The organism is Flavobacterium sp. KACC 22761 (assembly GCF_034058155.1).
GTDB lineage: Bacteria > Bacteroidota > Bacteroidia > Flavobacteriales > Flavobacteriaceae > Flavobacterium.
This window is the reverse complement of the sequence record NZ_CP139148.1, coordinates 1,690,645-1,712,129: the sequence shown is the minus strand read 5'-3', so window position 1 is coordinate 1,712,129 and position 21,485 is coordinate 1,690,645. Positions and strand designations below refer to the sequence as shown.

At 33.6% G+C, this 21,485-nt stretch carries 24 protein-coding genes and 1 tRNA gene; 13 read left to right on the top strand and 12 right to left on the bottom strand.

Going from position 1 to position 21,485, the window contains the following annotated elements; translation table 11 throughout:
- Positions 1 to 140: 140 nt before the first annotated feature.
- The 5 genes from pyk to SCB73_RS07495 all read right to left on the bottom strand — a co-directional run bounded on the left by pyk (position 141) and on the right by SCB73_RS07495 (position 4,672).
- Positions 141 to 1,574: a pyruvate kinase gene (pyk, locus tag SCB73_RS07515; RefSeq protein WP_320569445.1), complete on the bottom strand. Its 1,434-nt coding sequence runs from the start codon at positions 1,572 to 1,574 to the stop codon at positions 141 to 143.
- A gap of 5 nt (positions 1,575 to 1,579) precedes the next feature.
- Positions 1,580 to 2,068, bottom strand: coding sequence for an IPExxxVDY family protein (locus SCB73_RS07510; RefSeq protein ID WP_026727192.1), 489 nt, complete (start codon positions 2,066 to 2,068; stop codon positions 1,580 to 1,582).
- Positions 2,069 to 2,193: 125 nt separating this feature from the next.
- Positions 2,194 to 2,934, bottom strand: a complete 741-nt coding sequence (gene rnc, locus SCB73_RS07505) for a ribonuclease III (protein ID WP_320569444.1) — start codon at positions 2,932 to 2,934, stop codon at positions 2,194 to 2,196.
- 9 nt (positions 2,935 to 2,943) lie between these two features.
- Complete coding sequence (fabF, locus tag SCB73_RS07500; protein WP_320569443.1) at positions 2,944 to 4,197, bottom strand: beta-ketoacyl-ACP synthase II; 1,254 nt, start codon at positions 4,195 to 4,197, stop codon at positions 2,944 to 2,946.
- A 238-nt stretch (positions 4,198 to 4,435) separates the two neighbouring features.
- A complete protein-coding gene (locus SCB73_RS07495; protein ID WP_007137004.1) occupies positions 4,436 to 4,672 on the bottom strand; it encodes an acyl carrier protein in 237 nt (78 codons plus the stop codon).
- Between the two features lie 175 nt (positions 4,673 to 4,847).
- Between SCB73_RS07495 and purN the strand changes: the two genes are divergently transcribed.
- Both purN and rnhA read left to right on the top strand, forming a co-directional pair.
- Complete coding sequence (gene purN, locus SCB73_RS07490) at positions 4,848 to 5,411, top strand: phosphoribosylglycinamide formyltransferase (protein ID WP_320569442.1); 564 nt, start codon at positions 4,848 to 4,850, stop codon at positions 5,409 to 5,411.
- Between the two features lie 75 nt (positions 5,412 to 5,486).
- Positions 5,487 to 5,963 (top strand): ribonuclease HI, encoded by a 477-nt coding sequence (gene rnhA / locus SCB73_RS07485; protein ID WP_320569441.1) that lies wholly within the window; start codon positions 5,487 to 5,489, stop codon positions 5,961 to 5,963.
- A 51-nt stretch (positions 5,964 to 6,014) separates the two neighbouring features.
- On the opposite strand, the gene SCB73_RS07480 is transcribed toward rnhA, so the two are convergent.
- Positions 6,015 to 6,362: a DUF6249 domain-containing protein gene (locus SCB73_RS07480; RefSeq protein WP_320569440.1), complete on the bottom strand. Its 348-nt coding sequence runs from the start codon at positions 6,360 to 6,362 to the stop codon at positions 6,015 to 6,017.
- A gap of 268 nt (positions 6,363 to 6,630) precedes the next feature.
- Between SCB73_RS07480 and SCB73_RS07475 the strand changes: the two genes are divergently transcribed.
- From SCB73_RS07475 to SCB73_RS07455, 5 genes are all read left to right on the top strand, one after another.
- Complete coding sequence (locus tag SCB73_RS07475) at positions 6,631 to 7,218, top strand: RNA polymerase sigma factor (protein WP_320569439.1); 588 nt, start codon at positions 6,631 to 6,633, stop codon at positions 7,216 to 7,218.
- Positions 7,202 to 7,597, top strand: a complete 396-nt coding sequence (locus SCB73_RS07470; protein WP_320569438.1) for a hypothetical protein — start codon at positions 7,202 to 7,204, stop codon at positions 7,595 to 7,597. The genes SCB73_RS07475 and SCB73_RS07470 overlap by 17 nt, the downstream gene beginning before the upstream one ends.
- A 76-nt stretch (positions 7,598 to 7,673) precedes the next feature.
- A complete protein-coding gene (locus SCB73_RS07465) occupies positions 7,674 to 8,516 on the top strand; it encodes an alpha/beta hydrolase family protein (RefSeq protein ID WP_320569437.1) in 843 nt (280 codons plus the stop codon).
- Between the two features lie 322 nt (positions 8,517 to 8,838).
- Positions 8,839 to 9,762 carry a PfkB family carbohydrate kinase gene (locus tag SCB73_RS07460; RefSeq protein WP_026727201.1) on the top strand — a complete coding sequence of 308 codons (924 nt, stop codon included), beginning with the start codon at positions 8,839 to 8,841 and terminating at the stop codon, positions 9,760 to 9,762.
- 85 nt (positions 9,763 to 9,847) lie between these two features.
- Positions 9,848 to 11,746, top strand: a complete 1,899-nt coding sequence (locus SCB73_RS07455) for an amidophosphoribosyltransferase (RefSeq protein WP_320569436.1) — start codon at positions 9,848 to 9,850, stop codon at positions 11,744 to 11,746.
- A gap of 778 nt (positions 11,747 to 12,524) precedes the next feature.
- On the opposite strand, the gene SCB73_RS07450 is transcribed toward SCB73_RS07455, so the two are convergent.
- From SCB73_RS07450 to SCB73_RS07435, 4 genes are all read right to left on the bottom strand, one after another.
- Positions 12,525 to 13,136: a superoxide dismutase gene (locus SCB73_RS07450; RefSeq protein WP_012023214.1), complete on the bottom strand. Its 612-nt coding sequence runs from the start codon at positions 13,134 to 13,136 to the stop codon at positions 12,525 to 12,527.
- Between the two features lie 139 nt (positions 13,137 to 13,275).
- Positions 13,276 to 13,905, bottom strand: coding sequence for an aminoacyl-tRNA hydrolase (pth, locus tag SCB73_RS07445; RefSeq protein ID WP_320569435.1), 630 nt, complete (start codon positions 13,903 to 13,905; stop codon positions 13,276 to 13,278).
- 620 nt (positions 13,906 to 14,525) lie between these two features.
- Entirely contained in the window at positions 14,526 to 15,137 is a 612-nt protein-coding gene (locus tag SCB73_RS07440; RefSeq protein WP_026727205.1) for a 50S ribosomal protein L25/general stress protein Ctc, read from the bottom strand.
- Positions 15,138 to 15,188: 51 nt separating this feature from the next.
- Entirely contained in the window at positions 15,189 to 16,130 is a 942-nt protein-coding gene (locus SCB73_RS07435; protein ID WP_012023211.1) for a ribose-phosphate pyrophosphokinase, read from the bottom strand.
- Between the two features lie 287 nt (positions 16,131 to 16,417).
- Here SCB73_RS07435 and SCB73_RS07430 point away from each other — a divergent pair.
- The 6 genes from SCB73_RS07430 (at position 16,418) to SCB73_RS07405 (ending at position 19,451) form a co-directional block, all read left to right on the top strand.
- Positions 16,418 to 16,497 (top strand) — tRNA-Leu (locus SCB73_RS07430).
- Positions 16,498 to 16,651: 154 nt separating this feature from the next.
- Complete coding sequence (locus SCB73_RS07425) at positions 16,652 to 16,978, top strand: ArsR/SmtB family transcription factor (RefSeq protein ID WP_320569434.1); 327 nt, start codon at positions 16,652 to 16,654, stop codon at positions 16,976 to 16,978.
- A gap of 56 nt (positions 16,979 to 17,034) precedes the next feature.
- Positions 17,035 to 17,505, top strand: coding sequence for a DUF6428 family protein (locus SCB73_RS07420; protein WP_320569433.1), 471 nt, complete (start codon positions 17,035 to 17,037; stop codon positions 17,503 to 17,505).
- A 131-nt stretch (positions 17,506 to 17,636) separates the two neighbouring features.
- Positions 17,637 to 18,056 carry an arsenate reductase ArsC gene (locus SCB73_RS07415; RefSeq protein WP_320569432.1) on the top strand — a complete coding sequence of 140 codons (420 nt, stop codon included), beginning with the start codon at positions 17,637 to 17,639 and terminating at the stop codon, positions 18,054 to 18,056.
- Between the two features lie 94 nt (positions 18,057 to 18,150).
- Positions 18,151 to 18,585 carry a hypothetical protein gene (locus tag SCB73_RS07410; protein WP_204251647.1) on the top strand — a complete coding sequence of 145 codons (435 nt, stop codon included), beginning with the start codon at positions 18,151 to 18,153 and terminating at the stop codon, positions 18,583 to 18,585.
- Positions 18,585 to 19,451, top strand: a complete 867-nt coding sequence (locus SCB73_RS07405) for an IS3 family transposase (RefSeq protein WP_204251648.1) — start codon at positions 18,585 to 18,587, stop codon at positions 19,449 to 19,451. Before SCB73_RS07410 ends, SCB73_RS07405 begins: the two co-directional genes overlap by 1 nt.
- Positions 19,452 to 19,496: 45 nt before the next feature.
- Here SCB73_RS07405 and SCB73_RS07400 read toward each other — a convergent pair whose 3' ends face one another.
- Complete coding sequence (locus SCB73_RS07400; protein ID WP_320569431.1) at positions 19,497 to 19,955, bottom strand: OsmC family protein; 459 nt, start codon at positions 19,953 to 19,955, stop codon at positions 19,497 to 19,499.
- A gap of 229 nt (positions 19,956 to 20,184) precedes the next feature.
- Positions 20,185 to 21,369, bottom strand: coding sequence for an aldose epimerase family protein (locus SCB73_RS07395; RefSeq protein ID WP_320569430.1), 1,185 nt, complete (start codon positions 21,367 to 21,369; stop codon positions 20,185 to 20,187).
- Positions 21,370 to 21,485: the final 116 nt, after the last annotated feature.

Genomic DNA, 21,485 nt, shown 5'->3' with positions numbered 1-21,485 from the left:
ATTGAACAAAAAAGGCTAATATTATTTTGTGTTCGAAAACATACCATTTTTTTCATTAAACAAATGCAATTAAATGTTCAAAAAGGAACAAAAAAAAGCCATTCTCTCGAATGGCTTTTAGTATATCTTAAAAAAGATGACTATTCTATTTCAGAAACTCTCATGGTATTCACCATTCCTTTATCTTTAATTGGCATCGCAGCAAGGTTGATCAAATAATCACCTTTTGTTGCATATCCTTTATCAACTGCAATTTTGTTTACATCAGTTACAGTATCATCTGTACTTTCTTCATTATCATAGTAGAAAGATTTAACTCCCCATAATAAATTCAATTGTGTTAAGATTCTTCTGTTTGAAGTAAATACCAAAATGTGAGCTGATGATGGTCTCCAAGCTGAAATTTGGAATGCTGTATAACCGCTGTTTGTCAAAGTACAAATCGCTTTTGCATTGATTTCATTTGCTAATAAAGCTGCTTGGTGGCAAACTGTTTTAGTAACAAAACGTTTCGTTTTAATTTGTGGTGTATTTTGAGGCACTTGAATAAGCGGAGAGTTTTCTACAGCTTCACAAATTTGCGCCATTTTTTGAATTACTTGAACTGGATAATTTCCTGTTGCAGTTTCTCCAGACAACATTACAGCATCAGCACCATCCATTACAGAGTTTGCAACGTCGTTTACTTCTGCTCTTGTTGGAGTCAAACTTGTAATCATTGTTTCCATCATTTGTGTCGCAACGATAACCGGAATTCTAGCTGTTTTAGCTCTTCTGATCAAATCTTTTTGTACCAAAGGAACTTCGTGAGCAGGAAGCTCAACACCAAGATCTCCACGAGCAACCATTAAACCATCGCAATACGCTACAATTTTGTCCATGTTCTCAAGAGCTTCTGGCATTTCAATTTTAGCAATAATTGGGATTTTTACTTCTGAATGTTTTGCAATTAACTCTTGCAAATCTTGTAAATCGCGTGGAGTTTTCACGAATGAAAGTGCGATCCAGTCTACTTTTTGTTCGATTGCAAAAATAGCATCTGCAATATCTTTTTCTGTTAAAGCTGGTAAAGAAATTTTTGTGTTTGGAAGATTAACTCCTTTTTTAGATTTTAATTCTCCACCTTGAATAACTTTAGCAACAACTTCTGTCTTTTTATCTGTAGAAACAATTTCGAAAATAAGTTTACCATCATCAAGCAAAATACGCTCTCCCGGATTCACATCATTTGGGAAATTTTGATATTTCATGAACACTCTTTTTGATGTTCCGATAATATCTTCAGCAGTAGTAAAAGTGATTTCGTCTCCATCGTGTACTACTGTTCCTTCTTCCATTACTCCAACTCTAAGTTTTGGTCCTTGCAAATCTCCAAGGATTGCTGTTGTATAACCAAACTCTTCATTTAAGCCTCTAATGATATCGATTTTTTCTTTTACTCCTTCGTAATCTGCATGCGAAAAATTGATTCTAAACACATTAACCCCTGCCTCGATCATATCCTTGATAATCTCTCTTGTACTACATGCGGGACCAAGTGTAGCAACAATTTTGGTTTTCTTGTTTGTTAACATTTTTTTTAAAAAATTAGATTGTTTTTTGATTTTATTTTATTTGTATCGACGGCATAAATAGCCGCAACACTCTCTATGGTATTTAATTGTTGTTGAATTTCTGAAAAATTTAGAGTTTCCTCGCTATTCTCTATTTTCAGGAAAAAATCTACTTTTTTGAATTCAGGAAGTAAATGAATTGTTGTTGAAACCTCGCTTGTTTCATTAGAAAACAAATTCTGGAAATCATTTGTACTCACTGAAATGATTTCATTTTTATTCTGAATTAAATTCCATGAAACTGCTTTTTCGGAATCATAATAATAAAATCTAGAAAAATTTGCCTCTCCTTCTTTAGTCTGAGCATGAATCTCGTTTTTGCTCTTACTTAAGTTTATCGGAAGGATTTTATTGATAAAATAGGCCAATCTATAATCTTCTAATGAAGTATGAATTGCCATTAAATAATAATCAATTTCGTCAAATTCGTCTAAATCCAATCTATGAATAGCCATGTCATGAAAAATCAAGTTGTAAATATACTATTTCTAACGGAGCATCAATAGTTATGACGTGGTTGTTTTTGTTAATTTATAAACGAAAACGTTATAGCTTTAAGATAGTTACAGCAAATTTGTAGCTATTTCTTGTCTATTTTCTCCTGAAATGCAAAATAAGCTCTTTGTGATGCTTTCTCTTCTGCCTTCTTTTTTGAAGTTGCACGCGCTCTAGCGATTACTTTATTGTCAATGCTCAGTTTTACGCCAAATAAGCGCTGACCGTCAATACCGTTATCCTCAAAAATGTCGTAATGAAAAACTCTTTTTTCTTTCTGACACCATTCGATAACCAAACTTTTATAACTGATAACTTTTCCTTCCAAACGGGCGATATCAACATAAGGCGTAATTACTCTTTTTTGAATAAAACGCTCGCAGAAAGAATATCCTTTGTCTAAATAAATTGCACCAACTAATGACTCGAAAATATTACCGTGTATGTTTTCTCCAAAATGCTGAATTGGTACTTTGCTCTCCACAAAGCGAACCAAATTCAAATCTTTTCCGAGTTCATTCAAATGTTCGCGGCTCACTATTTTAGATCGCATTTTTGTCAAATACCCTTCGTCTCCGTTTGGTGCTTTATTAAATAAATGTGCAGCAATTACAGCACTTAACATGGCATCACCTAAAAATTCCAATCGTTCGTAATTTATGGGTTGTCCATGTTCATCTAACTTATTTGATGAACGATGTGTAAAGGCTTTTCTATAAAAATCAATATTGACAGGCGGAAAACCAAGAATTTTCTGAATAGTGTCAAAAAAAATCCCGTCTTCTAGAGAACGGGATTTAGAAAATATTTTTTTGATAATATTCATATACGAAAATTAGTCAACGAATTTTTTAAACAATACACAAGCATTGTGTCCACCAAATCCAAACGTGTTGCTCATCGCAACATTTACCTCTCTTTTTTGAGGTTTGTTTAAGGTAAGATTCAAAGATGGATCGATTTTTTCATCCACAACACTATGATTAATCGTTGGAGGAACAATTCCGTGTTGCATTGCCAAAATTGAAGCAATTGCCTCAATAGCTCCAGCAGCACCAAGCAAGTGTCCTGTCATTGATTTTGTTGAATTGATATTGATATTTTTAGCATGATCACCAAAAACTGCACTAATTGCTTTTAACTCCGCAACGTCTCCTAATGGAGTCGAAGTTCCGTGAGTATTGATATGATCAACATCTTCAGGCTTCATTCCAGCATCTCTTAAAGTATTTTCCATTACGGCAATAACTCCAATTCCTTCTGGATGTGGCGCTGTTAAGTGGTACGCATCAGATGACATTCCGCCACCACCAATTTCGCAATAGATTTTTGCACCTCTTGCTTTTGCATGCTCATAATCTTCAAGAACCAAAGCTCCTGCTCCTTCTCCTAAAACGAAACCATCTCTAGTTGCGTCAAAAGGTCTTGAAGCTGTTTCTGGACTTTCATTTCTTGTAGATAAAGCGTGCATTGAGCTAAAACCTCCCATACCTGCAATGGTAACAGCAGCTTCAGAACCTCCAGATACGATAACATCACACATTCCTAAACGAATGTAGTTGAAAGCATCAATTAGCGCATTTGCTGATGATGCACATGCAGAAACTGTCGTATAATTTGGTCCCATATAGCCATTACGCATAGAAATATGTGCAGGAGCGATATCAGCGATCATTTTTGGAATAAAAAACGGATTGAATTTTGGGGTTCCATCGCCTTTCGCATAATACATTACTTCTTCTTGAAAAGTCTCTAAACCGCCAATACCTGCTCCCCAGATAACACCAACTCTTTGTTTGTTTACGTTATCATTTGTGATTCCAGCATCTTTAATAGCTTCATCACTGGCAGCAATTGCATATTGAGCAAATTTATCTAGTCTTCGAGATTCCTTGCGATCCATGTAATCTTCAATATTGAAGTTTTTTACTTCGCAGGCAAATTTCGTTTTATGCTTCTCTGTATCATAATATGTGATAGGAGCGGCTCCGCTTACTCCATTCACAAGTGCATTCCAATATTCTTGGATATTATTCCCTATAGGAGTAAGTGCACCTAATCCTGTTACAACAACTCGCCTTAATGCCATAAATTTGTATTTTGTACTTTAAACAAATAAAACCCACGCTTTCTTAACATAATGTTACTTAAGAGCCATGGGCATTACAATATAAATATATCTTATTGATTGAAAATCAATCGAATTTTAATTTTAAAAAAAATAATAACACCCGATTTTTAAAAATTCCAATTTTTCAAAAAACAAATTCCAACTTTGGGATTTGGAAATTTAAATTTGGAATTTTTAAAAATCGGGTGTGGTATTATTATTTTTTTGCTTCCTCGATATAAGAAATAGCTTGACCTACAGTAGCAATGTTTTCTGCTTGATCGTCTGGAATTTGAATATCAAATTCTTTTTCGAATTCCATAATAAGCTCAACAGTGTCTAATGAGTCAGCTCCTAAATCATTAGTGAAGCTTGCTTCTGTTACAACTTCGTTTTCGTCAACACCTAATTTGTCTACGATAATCGCTTTTACTCTTGATGCAATGTCTGACATAATCTTTAATTTTAGAATTTAATTTGTTGGCAAAAATAAAAAACTTTATTTTAAAACCACGATTTAGTTAATAAATGTAACACTAATTTATAAAATTAATTTCAAGAAAGCCGTTTTAAAGCTATTTATTTTCGTTTTTTATTCCGTTTTTTGCATTCTCAAAACACACAACTTTATGAAAAAAATTATCGTTTTCGCCTCAGGATCAGGAACTAACGCAGAGAACATTATAAAATATTTTTCGAACACTCAAATTGCAAAGGTCGTTTCGGTCTTTACAAATAATGCTTCGGCAAAAGTGATTGAAAGAGCAAAAAATCATCAAATTCCGGTTGAAATCTTCTCAAAAAACGAACTTTTAGAGCGAAATGTACTACAAAAAATACAAGAAATCGACCCGGATCTGATAGTTCTTGCCGGATTTTTGCTAAAATTCCCTGAAAATATAATCGAGAAATATCCTAATAAAATAATCAACATTCATCCAGCGCTTTTACCTAATTATGGAGGCAAAGGAATGTACGGAATGCACATACACAGAGCTATAGTTAACAATAAGGAAAAAGAAACAGGAATCTCTATTCATTATGTAAATGAAAATTATGATGAAGGCGGTATTATCTTCCAAGCCAATGTAGCATTAACAGACGAAGATACACCGGAAACAGTAGCAGAAAAAATTCATGAATTGGAACAAAAACATTTTCCTGAGATTATTCATAGAATATTAGAAGAATAAAATCAAATTCAAAAATCAATTACAAAAATCAATTTTAGATCATTCTGAAATCTAAAATCTGAAATCTAAAATTAAATGAATCACGAAGTACATATATATACAGATGGCGCCGCAAAAGGAAATCCAGGAAATGGAGGTTATGGGGTCGTGATGGAATTGGTTGGAACTCCACATAAAAAAGAATTCTACGAAGGTTTTCGTTTAACCACTAACAACAGAATGGAACTTCTTGCTGTAATTGTTGGCTTAGAAAAACTAAAAAAACCGAATATGAAGGTTTTAGTAATTTCCGATTCTAAATATGTCGTTGATTCTGTCGAAAAAAAATGGGTTTTGGGTTGGGAAAAGAAGAAATTTGTCGGACGCAAAAATCCCGATTTATGGAAACGTTTTTTAATATCCTACCGAAAACATCAAGTAGATTTTAAATGGATAAAAGGCCATAACAATCATCCGCAAAATGAGCGCTGTGACCAATTGGCTGTAATGGCGTCAATGCAACCGAAACTTTCTGTTGATGAATATTATGAAACCATTGGATCTAAAGAATAAAAAAACGCATCAAATTATTGATGCGTTTTTTGCACTAACTTAAACTCTTACTTATTCTTTATCCAAATCTTTGGCTCTATTGAATCCAACAAGCAAACCAACTCCAGACATTGTAATGATTGTTGCTGGATAAACAACATCTGAATTCATATCAGTATAAGTTGTAATGAACAGAGCAATATACATTCCTATACCAATCCCGATTAAAAGAAAAGCAGAATTTATAACAAATATTTTCCAAGCTGGAGCTCCTTTTTCAGCTCCTTTTAAAAATATACTGGCATCAACACCTTTTTCTATAAGAGCCAAACGCTCTCTATTTCTTGTTGAATAAATTAGATAAACGATCCCAAAGATCATTGCAAAAAGGCTAAGAGGTACTAATACTTGTGGTCCCATGATTTTATGTTTTTTTAATTGATTGATACTCCATAGGACGACACCTTTTAAATCGAGGTTACAGCTTTTTGCAAAAAATTTCAAAAAACAAATTCCAAATTCCAAAACTTACTGATAATCAGTTAATTTTGAGTATGTTTTTTTTTTTTGCATTCCCAACTTTGACAAAGTTCCAACTGATCCAACATTGGAATTTGGAATTTTATAAAATTGAAAATTATTTCAATTTTCTTGTAACCTAAACAAACAAACCGTCGTCCTATACAATATGAGCACTTTAAATGATCAACATTATATCGACAGAATCCTGCAGGGCGAAACAAATTTGTTTGCCGTGCTTGTCGATCGTTATAAGGATATGATTTTTACATTGTCGCTCAAAATGGTCAAAAACCGAGAAGAAGCTGAGGAAGCCGCGCAAGATACTTTTATAAAAGCATTTAATTCGTTGAGCAAGTTTAAAGGCGATTCTAAATTTTCAACCTGGATTTATAAAATATCTTACAATACCTGCTTAGATCGTTTAAAGAAAAACAAAAAAGAAGATTTAAACATTTCCATAGATGAATTTTCATCGCATTTAGTCAAAACCATGGAAAATGCTTTGAGTGCTTTAGAAGACATTGAACGAAAGCAGGCCATTCAAAAATGCTTAAAATTATTACCAAGTGATGATAATTTTTTGTTGACGCTTTTTTATTTTGAAGATCAAAGCTTAGAAGAAATTGGAAAAATCATGAATATAAATGCTAACAATGTCAAAGTGAAATTATTTAGAAGCCGACAAAAATTAGCCACCATTTTAAAAACGCAGTTGGAACCCGAAATAGTAGAATATTATGAAAGAGAGCGATAAAAACCTAGAAAATCTTATTGATAAAATGATGAGCGAAAACACTTTGCAATCGCCATCAGCCGACTTTACTTCAAACTTGATGTCGCAAATTCTTGTTGCCGATAAAGCAAAAATAAAACCTTACAAACCTTTGATTTCAACATCAATGTGGATTTTTATTGGAACTGTGACAGTCCTTTTGATTGTTTACAATTTTCTTTTTTCGGGAGCAGAAACTAATTTAGAAATTGACAAAACATACACTGACAAAATCGCAGCAATCTTTTCGGGAATCCATATTTCAAAAAACATTTTGTATGCCTTTTTGATTGTTCCTATTATGATGCTGATTCAAATTGGCGTTTTAAAAAATTATTTTGATAAGAAGTATCAGTTGTAACACCGTTTTAAAAGAAATGAAAAGAAGTAAAATCAAAAATAGTCTATCGCTACAAAATTTTAAAACGAAGGCATCTTTGCTTTTAATATTCTTGTTTTTTGTAACTAATTCTACAGTAGCAACTCCATCAAACTTTACCACTAAAGAAATAAAATTTGTTAGCGAAGGAATTTCACTCGCTGGAACTGTTTTTACGCCTAACAACATACAAGCTGCTGTTGTGATTGTTCATGGATCTGGACAAGAAAAAAGAATGATCGAATTTGCTACAACTCTAGCCAACAACGGAATTGCAGTTTTGACGTATGACAAACGCGGAGTTGGAGAATCCGGAGGTGTGTATGCAGGACCTGAAGTAGGAACAAACAATGTTGATTTCGCCAATCTAACTCTTTTGTCTTTAGATGCAAGCGCTGCCATAAATGCTTTATCTAAATCTTTATCAAATAATAAAATATCAATCGGTTTAATAGGCGGAAGTCAAGCAGGATGGATCATTCCATTAGCGGCAGAGAAAAATAAGAAAGTTAAATTTATGACCCTATTTAGCGGAGCTCTTATAACGGTTAAAGAACAATTGAGATTCCAGTTTTACACCAATGGAGATAAAAATTTTTGGGATGCGCATTCCGAAGAAGATGCCCGAAAACATATATTCAATGACCCAGACAGATACGAGTTTATCGATACGAATCCTAAAGATGTTCTTTCTAAATTGTCAATTCCGGGATTGTGGATTTTTGGTGGTAAAGATATTCAAGTTCCTGTGAAGCTATCAATCGAATATCTAGATAAATTAAAATCTACAGGAAAACCTTATGAATATAAATTATTTCCAAACTTGGGGCACAATACAGCATTTTCCAAATCTGAGGAACCCATGAAGGATGCGATCAGATGGATAAAAAATATAAAATAAGGCGACGCATAATAAGTAAAAAAATAAAAATAACTCCACTACAATTCTTGACTCTTTAAATGAGGAGAAAAAGACTTTCCACATATAAGAAACTTATACAAAATAATTAGCTGTAAAATATTCGCAGTTATTTTCGAAAAAGTTGCAGATTAATTCTGAAAAATCTATTTTGAACCTCATAAAAAACAGATTTTAACCGATTCATTTACAGTATTTTCAGTCCGAAATTGGTGTCGTTTTTTTAAGAAAATTTTGAGAACCCAAACCGTTGCAATATTGTAACTTATGAAGTATCTTTGCACCCTAATTCGAAATTCATAAAATGAATAAACTATTGATTGTTGGAACAGTTGCTTTCGACGCGATTGAAACTCCTTTCGGAAAAACAGATAAAATTTTAGGTGGTGCTGCAACCTACATCGGATTATCAGCGTCATTTTTTAACTTGCAATCGGCCATTGTTTCTGTAGTTGGCGACGATTTCCCTCAAGAACATTTAGATCTTTTAACTTCAAAAAATATTGATATCTCTGGTATCGAAATTGTAAAAGGAGGAAAGACTTTTTTCTGGAGCGGTTTATACCACAACGATTTAAATTCTAGAGACACTCTTGTAACGGAGTTGAACGTTTTAGCTGATTTTCAGCCAAAAGTTCCTCAAAACTACAAAGATGCTGATGTTGTAATGTTAGGAAACTTACATCCATTGGTTCAAAGTAGTGTTTTAGATCAAATGGAGAAAAAACCAAAATTAGTAGTTTTAGACACTATGAACTTTTGGATGGACTGCGCTCTTCCGGAATTATTAGACGTTATCAAACGTGTAGATGTTATTACAATCAATGACGAAGAAGCAAGACAACTTTCTGGAGAATATTCATTAGTAAAAGCTGCTGCTAAAATCCAAGACATGGGACCAAAATATGTGGTAATCAAAAAAGGAGAACATGGCGCACTTTTATTCCACAACAGAGAAGTTTTCTTTGCACCAGCTTTACCATTAGAAGATGTTTTTGACCCAACAGGAGCAGGAGACACTTTTGCAGGTGGTTTCTCTGGATTTATTGCACAGAGTGAAAACATTTCTTTTGGAAACATGAAAAATGCAATTATTTACGGTTCAAATTTAGCTTCGTTCTGCGTAGAGAAATTTGGAACTGAAAGGATGGAAAATTTAAGCAAAGCCGAAGTAGCGATTCGATTACAACAATTTAAGTCGTTAACTCAGTTTGACATAGAAATATAATGCCTAAGAGCCTCGGATAAAACGGGGCTTTTTTTATTACGTTAATACACACAACTTACAACAACACACAAATAACAAAAAAACAATGAGCGACGCTTTAAAACACGAATGTGGTATAGCCTTAGTTAGACTACTAAAACCGCTTGAATATTATAAAGAAAAATACGGAACTGCTTTCTACGGAATCCAGAAGATGTATTTAATGATGGAAAAACAGCACAACCGCGGACAAGACGGAGCTGGTTTTGCAAGCATTAAATTGGATGTTGAACCTGGACAGCGCTACATCAGCAGAGTTCGTTCTAATCATGCTCAACCAATACAAGATGTTTTCAAACAAATCAATGAGCGCGTTAGTGAAGAACTAAAAGCGCATCCTGAATTGGGAGACAATATGAAAGAACTAAAAGCAAACATTCCTTATGTAGGAGAATTGTTTTTAGGTCACGTTCGTTATGGAACTTTCGGAAAAAACAGCATTGAAAGTGTGCACCCATTCTTGCGTCAAAGCAACTGGATGCACCGTAACTTGATTTTGGCAGGAAACTTCAACATGACAAATGTTAAAGAACTTTTCGAAAATCTTGTTGAATTAGGACAGCATCCAAAAGAAATGGCGGATACTGTAACAGTAATGGAAAAAATTGGTCACTTCTTAGACAAAGAAGTTATGCAATTGTACCAAGACTGTAAAGCTGAAGGTTATTCAAAAAGAGAAGCTTCTCCGGTAATTGCAGAGCGTTTGGATATTGCTAAAATTCTAGCTCGTTCAGCTAAAAACTTAGATGGCGGTTATGCAATGGCTGGTTTATTAGGTCATGGTGACGCTTTTGTTTTTAGAGATCCAGCAGGAATTCGTCCAGCTTATTTTTATCAAGATGATGAAGTAGTAGTTGTAGCTTCTGAAAGACCAGTTATTCAAACGGTATTCAATGTTCCTTTTGAAAGCGTTCAAGAAATCGATCCAGGAAACGCGTTGATTATCAAGAAAAACGGAAAAGTTTCTATGAACCAAATCTTGGAACCAACCGTTAAAAAGGCTTGTTCTTTTGAAAGAATCTATTTCTCAAGAGGAAGTGATGCTGAAATCTACCAAGAACGTAAAGATTTAGGAAAATTAATTTTACCTGCGGTTCTTAAAGCGATTGACAGCGATACAGACAACACTGTTTTCTCTTATATTCCAAATACAGCCGAAACTTCTTTTTATGGTTTAGTTGAAGCTGCTCAGGATTTCTTAAACCAAAGAAAAAACAATTATATTCTAGAAAATAGAAATACATTAACTGCAGAAACACTTCAGGAGCTTTTGTCTGTCAAAATACGTACAGAAAAAGTAGCGATTAAAGACGCTAAACTTAGAACTTTTATCACTGAAGACAGCAGCCGTGATGATTTGGTCGCTCACGTTTACGACGTTACGTATGGTGTAATTAAACCAGAAGACAACTTGGTTATTATCGACGACAGTATTGTTCGTGGTACTACATTAAAAATGAGTATCATTAAAATGATGGATCGTTTGAAACCAAAACGTATCGTAATTGTTTCATCGGCACCACAAATCCGTTACCCGGATTGTTACGGAATTGATATGGCAAAACTAGAAGGTCTGGTTGCTTTTAGAGCCGCTCTTGCTTTATTAAAAGAAAGAAACTTGTACCATATTGTAGATGAAGTTTATGCTAAATGTAAAGCACAAGAAAATTTCGCAGATAAAGATGTCGTTAATTATGTTACCGCAATATACGATCAATTTACAGATGAGGAGATTTCAGAAAAAATAGCTGAAATGTTAAGCTCTCCAGAAATTAATGCCGAAGTAAAAATCATTTTCCAAACCGTAGATGATTTACACAAAGCATGTCCTAAAAATTTAGGAGATTGGTACTTTACAGGAGATTATCCAACTCCTGGAGGAAACCGTGTTGTGAATCGTGCATTCATGAATTTTTACGAAGGAAAAGACGCTAGAGCTTACTAAAAACTATTAATGAAAAGTTAATTTGTGCATTTCATCGATTATTTTTGCCGTTCATCCTATTTCTTTGGTAAAAATGAAAAGCTACAATACTTTTGGAATACCATAACATTAGTAGGTTAAGTTTATGGTAGATTTGGGGCAAAAAGGGTGGAAGCAATTCCACCTTTTTTATTTTATTCGGATAAGTATTTACAAAACAACTTATTAGAATCACTTCGTCGAAAATATTGACCATTCATCTAAAAAGTTTTTTTATAAAATATAGTCGCCATACATTTACTGAACCATAACATTAGTAGGTTAAGTTTATGGTAGATTTGGGGCAAAAAAGGCGGAAGAGATTCCGCCTTTTTTATTTTCTTTTTTTTAGAAAGAGAATTAAGATTGAAGTATTAAGAAGATAAGTTAAAAACAGACGAACGATTAACTAAGCAATTCTTTTTTTAATATTCTAGCCTACACAATTTTCTTAATACTCTAATCTTAATACTTAATACTACCTTCTTTTTTACTTCATCGGATATATTTGCCATTCGTCTAAAAAAGTTTTTTTTAAAATATTGTCATCATACATTTACTGAACCATAACATTAGTAGGTTAAGTTTATGGTAGATTTGGGGCAAAAAAGGCGGAAGAGATTCCGCCTTTTTTATTTCTTTTTTTTTTTTTAGAGAAAAGAAAATAGAGCATAGAATAAAGACTTTTAAAAAATGACCATAAAAAAAGACGAGCACCTTTTGGCACTCGTCTTTTTTCTATTTTCTATGCTCTATTTTCTTATTTATCTAAAGCAAATCTTCTTGCAACTTCTGTCCAGTTGATTACGCTAAAGAAAGCTTCGATATAATCTGGTCTTCTGTTTTGGTAGTTCAAGTAGTAAGCGTGCTCCCAAACGTCCATTCCTAAGATTGGAGTTCCACCGTGACCAGCAACTTCTGGCATTAATGGATTATCTTGATTTGGAGTACCTACAACTTCTAATTTCCCTCCTTTTTGAACTGTTAACCAAGCCCATCCAGAACCAAATTGAGTTGCTCCAGCTTTAGCAAATTTTGCTTTAAATTCTTCGAAAGATCCGAAAGAAGACTCAATTGCAGCTAACAAATCACCTGTTGGCAATCCTCCTCCGTTTGGAGACATTACAGTCCAGAATAAGTTGTGGTTGTAGAAACCTCCACCATTGTTACGAACTGCTGCATTTGATTTATCTAAGTTGATCAAGATATTTTCGATTGTTTTTCCTTCTAAATCTGTTCCAGCGATAGCTGCATTAAGATTTGTAGTGTATGCATTGTGGTGCTTTGTATGATGGATTTCCATTGTACGTGCATCAATATGTGGTTCTAATGCATCATATGCATAAGGTAATTGTGGTAATTCAAAAGCCATGATATTAGGATTTTTATTGTTTATAATAATTTATTCCAAATTTAGACATTTAACTTTGGAATTGAAAATACTATTTAGTTATAATTCAATTAAATTAATCGATAAATTGTTTTTTTAAACGTTAAACACCTGAAAATATTTACTTTCCGTTGAAAGCTGTCATTGTATTTTCTAAACCGGCAGTTCCAAAAGATTTTATGATTTCAGATGAAATTTCTAATCTTTCAGGCAATTTCGAATTTTCTTCATCGTTCCATTCTCCTAAAACATAATCAACTTGTTGGCCTTTTTTGAATTGATCGCTGATTCCGAATCTAAAACGAGTATAGTTTTGTGTATTTAAAACCAAATTGATGTTTTTAAGTCCGTTATGACCTCCGTCGCTTCCCTTTGGCTTGATTCGGATTGTTCCGAATGAAAGATTTAAATCGTCTGTAATTACTAAAACATTCTCTAACGGAATATTTTCTTTATCCATCCAATATTTCACTGCTTTTCCGCTCAGGTTCATATAAGTGTTTGGCTTTAAAAGAAAAAAAGTTCTTCCTTTAAATTTATATTCTGCCAAAGCGCCCAATTTTACGGTTTCAAATGAAAGACTTTCTTTTTTAGCTAAAAAGTCTAGTACTTTAAATCCGATATTGTGTCTCGTGTTTACGTATTCGGCGCCTATATTTCCTAATCCTACAATTAAGTATTTTTTCATATTGTCTTCTGTGCTCTCTTCCTTTGGTATTGATGAAAACAGTTTTGTTATCCATTTTATCATGATTGCAAAAGTAAGATTAATTAGAGAATGTGGCAATTAGATAATTTGAAAATGTGAAAATTAGATAATTATCTGTTGGCGTGATTTAACTGCAAAGGTCGCAATCCCGATAGCTATCGGTACATGCTAAGAACGCTAGAAATGGCGCACGGATTAAGCAGATTTAAACTGTTTTGCACTGATTTTATGCCGTTTTTATGTCATCCTGAGCGAAGTCGAAGGACCACAAAGAAGATCGACAATCTAAATTCCATACTTTTTGCGGGCTTCGACTTCGCTCAGCCTGACATATCTAATGTTTCTTTCAAATCTTATGAAAAAGATATTTTCTAGTTAGCCCTGACAGAAGCGGCATCCTTTTTCCTGCTCCTTTAGCAGGGAAAAGATATAGCAGATGGCAGGAACGTTACTTCTTTTGAAAACGGAGATTTTCTGCTTCAAAAAATTATTAATGCGACAATTAGAGAATATGATAATTAGATAATTTTAAAATGGCTTCGACTTCGCTCAGCCTGACAGCAATGAAAAAAACTTAGCTTCTCAGAACCTTAGCATCTTAGAATCTTCCAAAAAAAAGCCCCAATCGAAAGATTGAGGCTTTTTGTATAGTTTGAAAAAAATTATTTTTTCTTTCCTTTTGCAGGAGCTTTTGCAGCTTTTGCAGCCTCTTGAGCAGCTTTCATAGCAGCACGAGAGATTCTCACTTGACAAACAACAGTGTTGTCTGGGTGCATAATTTTGTACTCTGGTTTTCCAACTTTAGTAACGTATAATTTGTTACCCATTTCAAGTGGAGTGATGTCAGCTTCAACGAAATCAGGAAGATTTGCTGGTAAAGCTTTCACTTTTAATTTACGTTGGTTCAAACGTAAAACACCTCCCGCAAGAACACCTTTAGATGTACCAACGATTTTCACAGGAACTTCCATTGTGATTTCTTTGTCATCAAACAATTGGAAGAAGTCGATGTGTAAAATTTTGTCAGTAACTGGGTGAACTTGGATATCTTGCAAAATTGCATTGAATGATTTTCCTTTTCCAAGCTCAATCACAACTGTGTGTGCGTTTGGAGTGTAAACCAAGTTTTTGAACGCTGCAGCGTCTGCTGAGAAGTGTACTGCTTGATTTCCTCCGTATAACACGCAAGGAACCGCTCCAGCATTACGTAAGGCTTTAGTTGACACTTTGCCCACGCTTTCTCTTTCTGATCCTTTAATTGTAATCGATTTCATTGTAAAAAAATATAGTTATTAAATAAATATTCTTATTTGTCTTAGCGAAAATTACATAATGAATTTTCCGCTAATTGAATTGTTGTGGTGCACCATGTGCATAACTTCTGCGAAAAGAGGTGCACAACTCACTACTCTAATCTTGTCTGAATGTTTCTTTAACGGGATTGAATCGGTTACGATCAATTCTGTTAATTTTGAATTTTCAATTTTTTCATACGCTCCGCCTGATAAAATAGCGTGTGTACAAATTGCTCTTACACTCAGCGCTCCTTTTTCGATCATAAGGTCGGCTGCTTTCGCCAAAGTTCCTCCTGTATCGATCATGTCGTCTACTAAGATTACGTTACGACCTTTTACTTCACCAATCAATTCCATAGTGTCGATAACGTTGGCTGCTTTTCTTTGTTTGTAACAGATTACAACATCTGATTCTAAAAACTTAGAATAAGCATAAGCTCTTTTTGATCCTCCCATGTCTGGAGATGCAATGGTCAAATTTTCTAAATTCAAACTTTGCACGTAAGGCAAAAAGATTGTAGATGCAAATAAATGATCTACTGGTTTTTCAAAGAATCCTTGAATTTGGTCTGCATGCAGATCCATTGTCATGATTCTTGTTGCTCCTGCAGCTGTTAATAGGTTTGCTACTAACTTAGCTCCAATTGGAACTCTTGGTTTGTCTTTTCTATCCTGTCTTGCCCAACCAAAATAAGGCATAACAGCTGTAATATGTCTTGCTGATGCGCGTTTTGCAGCATCAATCATTAATAACAATTCCATCAAATTATCTGCCGATGGGAAAGTTGAACATACGATGAATACTCGTAAACCTCTAATTGATTCTTCGTAAGATGGCTGAAATTCTCCATCACTATACGTTGACATCGTTACTTTTCCTAACGGAATTCCGTACTGCTCTGCAATTTTTTCTGCAAGATAAACACTTTGTGAACAAGCAAAAATTTTAGCTTCTGGTTCTAGGTGCGACATTATAATTTGTTGTTTTATTCCGAAACTTTCCATCAAATAAGCTAAACTTTTTTTGTTTTCGCCTTTTAGATGTATTTGCCTCGGTTGTAGTTAGTTGTGTGTGCGTCGTTTTAACGAGCTGCAAATTTATAAAATTTATTGACACTGAAAGTAAAAAATTTAAGTATTTTTATTAGAATGTTTAATTTTATTTTTTACATTTGCACCGTGTTAAAGGAACGACATCATTTATGACTTCGTTCTATTGCGTTAAAATAATCGCTTTTGATTATTTTTTCGTCTGCTAAGCCCGGATGGCGGAATTGGTAGACGCGCTGGTCTCAAACACCTGTGGGAAACCGTGCCGGTTCGACTCCGGCTCCGGGTACGAAAAACCTCTTCTTAACCGAAGAGGTTTTTTCATTTTACTACTTTTCTTTAGCAAACCACATACAATACAATTCACTGTTTATCTTATTTTTACAAATAATTTTTGTCTGTTAATATTTTAATCGTAATATTGCAATATTAAATTAAACAAAATGGGAGCCACAAAAACAGAACATTTTACAGAGGCACAAAATCAAATCGCAACGATCGCAAAAGCATTAGGACATCCTGCAAGAATTGCAATAATAGAATATTTGCTTAAAGTCAACGAATGTATTTGTGGCGATATTGTTAATGAACTCCCACTTGCTCAGCCGACAGTTTCTCAACATTTGAAAGAATTAAAAAATGCTGGTATTATCAAAGGAAACATTTCAGGAAATGCAATTTGTTATTGTCTTGACGAAAAAACAATTGATATTTTGAGTGCTTATATTTTAAATATCTCAGCCACTATTTCGAAATCAAAATGCTGTTAGGCATTTTTTTACCATTTATTATCGCAATATTGCATTAAAACAATAAACTATAAAAAATGAAATTATCAGAAATAAAAAAGATTTTACCAACATTAGACAATGTTGAATTTCAATTAGAAAACGGAACTTTTGTACCTGAACATTTTCATGTAACTGAAGTTGGAAGCATCACAAAACATTTCATAGATTGTGGTGGTGTTATCAGAAATGAAAAAGTTGTCAATTTTCAGCTTTGGAATGCAAACGATTTTGAACATCGCTTAAAACCTGCTAAATTATTGCACATCATTGAGCTTTCAGAAGACAAGCTAAATATTGAAGATCTTGAAATCGAAGTAGAATACCAAAGCGACACGATTGGAAAATACGATCTTGCTTTTAACGGAAAAACTTTTATTCTTCAAAATAAAAAAACTGCTTGTCTAGCACAAGACGCTTGCGGAATTCCAGCTGAAAAACAAAAAATCAAATTAGTCGAATTAAATAATGATTCTTCATGCTGTACTCCGAATTCTGGATGTTGCTAACATGAAAGGAAAACTTATTAAATACAAAAAACCAATTATTATCACCACAGCTGTTGTTGTGTTGCAACTCATTTTTGGCTTTGACCCAAAATTCTGCATCATAAACATCATTTGGCTGTTTGTTTAAAATTATGGAAAAGAAAATATTAATACTTTGTACGGGAAATAGCTGCAGAAGCCAAATTGCAGAAGGCTATATGAGATATTTTGCAGGCAACAAAGCGGTAGTTTACAGTGCTGGAGTAGAAATTCATGGAGTTAATCCGAAAGCCATTTCAATAATGCAAGAAGATGGCATAGACATTTCAAATCATACCTCTAACCATATTGACGAATACACCAATATTGACTTTGATTATGTAATAACGGTGTGCGATAATGCTAAAGAACGATGTCCGTTTTTTCCAACTATGGCACTTAAATTTCACTATAATTTTCCTGATCCTGCAAAAGCATCTGGAACAGATTTAGAAATAATGGAGCAATTTAGAAATGTAAGACAGCTGATAAAAGAATATTGCAAAAGTTTTGTTGAAGAAAATTTAACTTAATTACGGCATAAAAAAACCTCTTCTTATTAAGGAAGAGGTTTTTCATTTATACTATTGTCTTGTCCTGAAATAGCGATACACAAAAAGTATCATTATGGAAAAAGATCAAGAATTACGCTATGTAAAGCGCACCCAAAAAGATTACAGCATGTCTTTTAAGCTTCAAATTGTTCAGGAAATAGAACAAGGAAGAATTTCAATTTCCCAGGTTAAAAAAGATTATGCCATTCAGTCCCGTTCTACAATCGTTCAATGGCTTCGAAAATTTGGTAACTTTGATTGGGACAATCAAACACCTTCTGCTATGCCAAAATCTCCTGAACAAAAAATAATGGAACTTGAAGCCAAAGTGAAATTATTAGAAAAACAAAAATCATTTTTAGAACAGCAGGCTTACGTTGCCGATAAAAAAGCTATTATTTTCGATATGATGATTGATATAGCAGAAAAAGAATATCAAATTGACATTCGAAAAAACTCACCACCCGAACAATCGAACATTTTAAAGAAGAACATCAACAAACAATAATGTTTGCCTGTACTTTGTTCGGGATAGACAGACAGGTTTATTATCGAAGAATAAAAAGAACCAGTTCCAGAAAGCTTATTGCCTCAGAAGTTATTAGTCTGGTTTTGAAAATTAGAAATACAATGCCCCGAATAGGGGCAAAAAAACTGTATTATCTTTTAAAAATCCAATTGAATCAACTCAAAATCGGCAGGGATAAATTTATAGATATACTTAGAGCTAATCATTTATTAATAACACCTAGGCGTTCTTATCATATAACAACAAACTCTCATCATAGATTTAGAAAGCATGAGAATCTAATATTGGATTTAAAAATCTGCAGACCAGAACAAGTCTGGGTATCAGACATAACTTATGTCGGAAAAAGAGAGAATCCATGTTATTTAAGTCTTATAACAGATGCTTACTCTAAAAAAATAATGGGTTTTTATGTGGCAGATAATATGAATACTAAAAGCAGTTTAACAGCTTTAAAAAATGCAATAAAACAGCGCCGAGACAAAGGAAAAACATTAATCCACCATTCAGATAGAGGACTTCAGTATTGTTCTGATCAATATCAAAAACTATTATATAAAAACAATATAAGATGCAGTATGACACAAAACTCTGATCCTTATGAAAATGCAGTGGCGGAGAGAATAAATGGAATTTTAAAACAAGAATTTAATATTGATAAATTTAATCAGCAACTTGCTGTGATGAAGATTTTAATAAAAGATGCAATTGAGGTTTATAATAATGAAAGACCCCATTATTCTAATTATATGCTAACACCCAATCAAATGCACAAACAAAACATAGTAGAAATGAGAACTTATAAAACAAAAACACCTGCAAAAAAAGTTCTTACAGGTGTTTAATTAAATATATTTGTCTAATAATCTGTATCGATTATTTAGGACTAGTCATATTTCACAACTCGCCTCATGCAAAACAGGAAAATTGCACGAATTAGCAATAAAACACAATTGATTTGCTTTCTGATGCAGTTCTAAAGCCAATTCAATTTTATCTGGATTTGAAATTTTTACTTTCGGAAATAATTTTACTTCAACAAAACGTCCGCTTCCGTCGGAAGAAACTTCTAATGTTGCTTCGGCATTATCTGAATATTCAAGAACTTCTATTCCGTTTTGAGAGCAGACATACAAGTAGGACATCATGTGGCAGGAAATCAAACTGCTTAACAATAAATCTTCGGGATTATATAATGACGGATCGCCTTTGAAAGCTTTTGCTGCCGAAACGTCTAAAGTTGGTTTTCCTTCAATTTTTACTTGATGGGTTTTGCTGGAAATTTTTGAAGATGGATTTTCTTCTTTTTTTGAATTCCAATTTAACTCTGCTTTGAATAGATGTTTCATTTTGCTTGTTTTTACTGACGCTAAGTTAAGATTTTATAAACTGCGAATCAATTAATCACGCAAAGTCGCAGAGTCGCAAAGAAAATAAAAACTTTGCGCCTTCGCGACTTTGCGAGATTTAAAAAAACTTACTTTATTAAACTGCAGACTACAAATAAAAAAACCTCGAAAGCCAATTAACTTTCGAGGTTTTTCAGAGAATTAGAACTAACTAAACAAATTCTAAAGATTATTTTTGAACAGAAAACTTAAAAGTAGTTTTAGTTTTATAATTTTCTCCCGGGTTTAAAACCGTTGTTGGGAAATTTTTCTGGTTTGGAGAATCTGGATAATGTTCTGTTTCTAGACATAATCCTGTTCTGTGTGCAAAAGTTCCACCGTTTGGCATTGGCAACGTTCCGTCAAGGAAATTTCCTGAGTAAAACTGAATTCCAGGTTCGTCTGTTGTCATTTCCATAACTCTTCCGCTTGTTGCGTGGTATACTTTTGCAATAATTGTTTTTCCTTTTTCAGGATTGTTCAATACCCAACAGTGATCATAGCCTTTTCCTCTTTCTAACTGCTCATTTTTAGCATTGATGTCTTTTCCAATTAATTTTGGCGTTCTGAAATCAAAAGGAGTTCCTGCAACATCGTCTAATTTTCCTGTCGGAATTAAAGTCGCATCTACCGGAACTAATTTATCTGCATTTAAAGTCAATTCGTGATCTAAGATTGTTTTTGTAAAATCTCCAGATAAGTTGAAATAAGAATGTTGTGTCAAGTTTACAACCGTTTTCTTGTCTGTTGTTGCTTCGTATAAAACTTCGAACTGATTATCATTTGTCAATGTATAAGTCACAAAAACTTTCAAAGTTCCCGGATATCCTTCTTCCATATCTTTACTTACATAAGATAATTTTAAAGAAGCAGTTTCGCCAGATTTAACCTCTTCTGCTTTCCAAACCACATTAAAAAATCCTTGCGGACCTCCATGCAAAGCATTTGGTGCATTGTTGATTGCTAATTGATAGTCTTTTCCGTCTAAAGAAAATTTACCTTTTGCAATTCGGTTTCCGTATCTTCCGATTAAAGCTCCAAAGAAAGGATTCTCTTTTTCATATTGAGCCAAAGAACTGAATCCGATTACTACATTTTCTGAAACACCCGCTTTATTTGGCACTTTCAAATCTGTAATTCTTCCACCAAAAGTGATGATATCAACTTCCATCCCATTTTGGTTTTTCAGTTTATAGCTTTCTACTTTTTCGCCTTTGGCAGTAGTTCCATATTCTGATTTGTCGATTGTAACTAATGCTTTTTCATCAGTTGCAACTTTTTCTGTGTCAGCTTTTTTATCGCCTTTACATTGAACAGAAACTGCAGCCAAACTCAAAAGGCTCAATCCGAAAACACAACGTTTTAATGCATTCATAAATGGTTTATTTTTTAGTTAGTTAAAAGTCATAAAGTCAAAAGTCGAAAGTCATAAAGTCTTTTCCTCAAAGTAACTAAATCTTTTTCACTTTAGACTTTCGACTTTTGACTTTA

Excerpts from the sequence above, each read along its gene's own strand:
- pyk (WP_320569445.1), bottom strand. The coding sequence starts at position 1,574 with ATGTTAACAAACAAGAAAACCAAAATTGTTGCTACACTTGGTCCCGCA.
- SCB73_RS07510 (WP_026727192.1), bottom strand. The coding sequence starts at position 2,068 with ATGGCTATTCATAGATTGGATTTAGACGAATTTGACGAAATTGATTAT.
- rnc (WP_320569444.1), bottom strand. The coding sequence starts at position 2,934 with ATGAATATTATCAAAAAAATATTTTCTAAATCCCGTTCTCTAGAAGAC.
- fabF (WP_320569443.1), bottom strand. The coding sequence starts at position 4,197 with ATGGCATTAAGGCGAGTTGTTGTAACAGGATTAGGTGCACTTACTCCT.
- SCB73_RS07495 (WP_007137004.1), bottom strand. The coding sequence starts at position 4,672 with ATGTCAGACATTGCATCAAGAGTAAAAGCGATTATCGTAGACAAATTA.
- purN (WP_320569442.1), top strand. The coding sequence starts at position 4,848 with ATGAAAAAAATTATCGTTTTCGCCTCAGGATCAGGAACTAACGCAGAG.
- rnhA (WP_320569441.1), top strand. The coding sequence starts at position 5,487 with ATGAATCACGAAGTACATATATATACAGATGGCGCCGCAAAAGGAAAT.
- SCB73_RS07480 (WP_320569440.1), bottom strand. The coding sequence starts at position 6,362 with ATGGGACCACAAGTATTAGTACCTCTTAGCCTTTTTGCAATGATCTTT.
- SCB73_RS07475 (WP_320569439.1), top strand. The coding sequence starts at position 6,631 with ATGAGCACTTTAAATGATCAACATTATATCGACAGAATCCTGCAGGGC.
- SCB73_RS07470 (WP_320569438.1), top strand. The coding sequence starts at position 7,202 with ATGAAAGAGAGCGATAAAAACCTAGAAAATCTTATTGATAAAATGATG.
- SCB73_RS07460 (WP_026727201.1), top strand. The coding sequence starts at position 8,839 with ATGAATAAACTATTGATTGTTGGAACAGTTGCTTTCGACGCGATTGAA.
- SCB73_RS07455 (WP_320569436.1), top strand. The coding sequence starts at position 9,848 with ATGAGCGACGCTTTAAAACACGAATGTGGTATAGCCTTAGTTAGACTA.
- SCB73_RS07450 (WP_012023214.1), bottom strand. The coding sequence starts at position 13,136 with ATGGCTTTTGAATTACCACAATTACCTTATGCATATGATGCATTAGAA.
- pth (WP_320569435.1), bottom strand. The coding sequence starts at position 13,905 with ATGATAAAATGGATAACAAAACTGTTTTCATCAATACCAAAGGAAGAG.
- SCB73_RS07440 (WP_026727205.1), bottom strand. The coding sequence starts at position 15,137 with ATGAAATCGATTACAATTAAAGGATCAGAAAGAGAAAGCGTGGGCAAA.
- SCB73_RS07435 (WP_012023211.1), bottom strand. The coding sequence starts at position 16,130 with ATGTCGCACCTAGAACCAGAAGCTAAAATTTTTGCTTGTTCACAAAGT.
- SCB73_RS07425 (WP_320569434.1), top strand. The coding sequence starts at position 16,652 with ATGGGAGCCACAAAAACAGAACATTTTACAGAGGCACAAAATCAAATC.
- SCB73_RS07420 (WP_320569433.1), top strand. The coding sequence starts at position 17,035 with ATGAAATTATCAGAAATAAAAAAGATTTTACCAACATTAGACAATGTT.
- SCB73_RS07415 (WP_320569432.1), top strand. The coding sequence starts at position 17,637 with ATGGAAAAGAAAATATTAATACTTTGTACGGGAAATAGCTGCAGAAGC.
- SCB73_RS07410 (WP_204251647.1), top strand. The coding sequence starts at position 18,151 with ATGGAAAAAGATCAAGAATTACGCTATGTAAAGCGCACCCAAAAAGAT.
- SCB73_RS07405 (WP_204251648.1), top strand. The coding sequence starts at position 18,585 with ATGTTTGCCTGTACTTTGTTCGGGATAGACAGACAGGTTTATTATCGA.
- SCB73_RS07400 (WP_320569431.1), bottom strand. The coding sequence starts at position 19,955 with ATGAAACATCTATTCAAAGCAGAGTTAAATTGGAATTCAAAAAAAGAA.
- SCB73_RS07395 (WP_320569430.1), bottom strand. The coding sequence starts at position 21,369 with ATGAATGCATTAAAACGTTGTGTTTTCGGATTGAGCCTTTTGAGTTTG.